Annotated in this window: 3 protein-coding genes; all 3 read right to left on the bottom strand. The window is 62.0% G+C overall.

Annotated elements, in window-relative coordinates; all coding sequences use genetic code 11:
• Window positions 1–423, bottom strand: a 423-nt coding sequence (locus ACO41U_RS10265) for a hypothetical protein (protein ID WP_485943733.1), incomplete at its 3' end; no start/stop codon positions are given.
• A 9-nt stretch (window positions 424–432) separates the two neighbouring features.
• Entirely contained in the window at window positions 433–1350 is a 918-nt protein-coding gene (locus tag ACO41U_RS10260) for a nucleotidyl transferase AbiEii/AbiGii toxin family protein (protein ID WP_485943731.1), read from the bottom strand.
• Window positions 1347–1985, bottom strand: a complete 639-nt coding sequence (locus ACO41U_RS10255) for a type IV toxin-antitoxin system AbiEi family antitoxin domain-containing protein (RefSeq protein WP_485943729.1) — start codon at window positions 1983–1985, stop codon at window positions 1347–1349. The genes ACO41U_RS10260 and ACO41U_RS10255 overlap by 4 nt, the downstream gene beginning before the upstream one ends.
• Window positions 1986–2732: the final 747 nt, after the last annotated feature.

The raw sequence follows: 2732 nt of genomic DNA, 5'->3' as shown, positions 1-2732 counted from the left end.
GACCGAGCGCGCGCCCATCCCCGCCCTCCTGTCCCACATGCCCGTGACATGCCCGACCCCGTCACGAGAGGAGGCCTCCGGGCAGCATGCCCGGAGGCCTCCACAGAGCCCCTGCCTGCGCAGGCGCTCTCCCTCGCGGTACGGTTGGGCGTCCCGGGAGGGGACCTCATACCTAATGATGAGGGAAGCTGTGGTTAACGACTTCCCGCGCGGTCGGACATAAGTTATCCAAAATGCAAGCAGCGCCACCACCATGAGGTCTAATGGCAGGGCGACATTGGCGGCAAGCGCCGCAGAGCCTGGATCGTTCAGCCCCGCGCACAGGATGTCGATGAGGTACGTGGCCGCGCAGAGGGCGCCTGTGCCGAGAAGTGTGGCGGCCCGTTTGCCGTCGTCGGTCGTTCCCATGAGCCCAAGCCGCATGATGCGAACCTACCTTTCCTTTGTTTCTGCCGGCTCTTTTCGCCTCCAACACAGGGAATCGGAATTCCAAAAGGCGTTTTCTCGCGCGAGGGACCCACCGAGGGCGGGATCGAAGAACGCGGAGGCAAGCGACGTTGCCGCCGCGAAAGAGGCATGCTCTCCAGGGAGGCCGCTCTTCTTGGCGAACGCCGCGAAGCTCCCGGCCCAAGCAGCCGGCGCCTCGAAACGCGACGGCACGCCCATGCCGCGCTTGCGGCACTCGCATTCGATCGCGCGGGCGAGGTCCTTGAGGGCAAGGGTGACGTTCGTTGCGTAGTAGACGACGTCGACGAGGTCCTTCATCCTCGACGATGGCCAGCCGCTCGGCTGCGTCTCCATTATGGCGCACAGTTTGTCTGCCAGCTGATCGGGAAGCGGATAGACGAGGTAATCGCATGACTCGAGCCCCTCGACGCGAACCCTGTTCGCGGGGACGATGCGATCTGCGGGCTGTGTGATGTCGCAGTCCAGCGACAGGTCGATGAGGATGGGGTCCTTCTCCTCGTGGCCCAAGAAGGTCTGAAAGCGCAGCTTGAGCAGACGCGAGTAGCCGTTGTCGTCGAGTGATTCGGACCATTTGTCAAGCTTGAACGCGAGGAAATCCCCCATGTCCCTGCCGGCGAGCTCGACGAGCGCCGCGAGCGCATCCTCGGACGACTCCTGCGATGCCGTCGCGAAGTCGATGTCGCGCGTGGCGCGGCCGTCGGGAATGCGCGCGAGCAGCCCGCTTCCGCCCTTGAGGATGAACCGGCCATCTGGGTCGCTAAACACCCTGCACAGGAACCGGTCGCGCAAAGCCTGGCGATAGCCGTCCCCGGGGTCGCCGCCCCTGTCGCGCACGGCCTTCTTCAGGGCCCTGTCGAGCTGGCCGCCGTTCTCGTACGTCATTCTTCCCGCCTCCTAGTTAGCGCATCGTACAGGCTGGCCCCCGCCGGCATCCCGACTTTTGCCCCCCTCGCGTCGACCGATTCCCTCAGCACACCTTCGTCTTCGACAAAGCCCCTTTCGAGCGCGTCCGCGAGCACGTTCGTGACCAGGCTCAGGTCCTCCCCGGAGTCAATCAGGTCCACTACCGTGAGCCAGGGCCTCGTCGCTGGAATGCCCGAGACGATCGCCACGTCCTTCGGTTCGAGGCGGCGCTTCCTGATGATCAGGTTTGGGCGCTTGGTCTGCTTTCTCTCGGGCGTGCAGAACTCGTAGGGCGAGGGGCCGACCTCGCCGATGCCGTAGAGCCATGCCGCCGTCGCCCCCATGGCGACGGGCACGCCCTCGCCTGCGATGTCGCCGGGGCGTCTCCCCGGGTCGATCGACAGCCAGGCCGCGAGGACGTCCTCCTCCCGCGTGCTCGGCGAGCCTCCCATGCGGTAGACGCCCTTCGCGAGCCTCTCTATGTTGCCGAGCCCCTCCAGCCTCGAGAGCGCGTAGCGCTCGACGCCGAGCGCCTGCGCCTGGGCAGACGTGAAGAGCCCCCTTTGGGAAGAGGCGATGTCGTTGACGACTCGTATGGCTTCAATCAGTTTCATGCTTGCATTGTAGCAAAAGCTGCAACAATGCAAGCAAATACACTCAGAATGAGCGGCGCCATTCGACGGCATTCGGGGTTACCGAAACTACGGAAACCGATTTTCGCGTTTTTATATTCCCGTTTGTTGACCTAGCAAATGTAATTGAAGAGGGCTTAAATCCGCCTCGCAGTTTCAACTCAGTTTCGGCTGCGCGAAATCAGCTCTCGGGGGACCCGAATTGTGAATTATTCCCGCAGGACCCGATTATTCCCGTACCGCCGAGTACTCCGCTGTGCCGCCCAGTAGGGGCAGTTGAGAATAATCTGGTCGTTTTCCCAGGTAGGAATGCAAAAAGAAAGCCTCCGAACCAGGAGGTCCGGAGGCCGTTATTCCCGCTATTTCGCTGGTGGCTTTACCCTGCGGCGATGCCGAAACAGTATCGGGCGGTACTCGGCAGCACCAAAACGCGAGTTCAGAAGCCAGTTCCCGCTATTCCCACTCTTTCACGCTCGTTTGTTGCTGCGTCATTCCAGTCGACTCCAGTTGGGTCATCAGCTTTGACCGTCGTGCCGCGAAATCCCGCCACGTGTTGTCGCATGGGCGTTTGGGACAACACGTGGGACAACGCAGGAAACTTTTCTGCCGCCGAAGGCTCGCAGTTTCGTTTTTGTCCCGGGGACAGAAACGAGCAGGTTTTGGGGTTCGGAACTACTCGAAACGGATGACAAAGTGGCTGATTTTCTTCATTGGAACCTGTTTAGCGAA

The organism is Fretibacterium sp., from assembly GCF_057312375.1.
Note: the sequence above shows the minus strand (reverse complement) of the source record. Positions and strands in the feature narration are given on the sequence as shown.

Excerpts from the sequence above, each read along its gene's own strand:
- ACO41U_RS10255 (WP_485943729.1), bottom strand. The coding sequence starts at position 1,985 with ATGAAACTGATTGAAGCCATACGAGTCGTCAACGACATCGCCTCTTCC.
- ACO41U_RS10260 (WP_485943731.1), bottom strand. The coding sequence starts at position 1,350 with ATGACGTACGAGAACGGCGGCCAGCTCGACAGGGCCCTGAAGAAGGCC.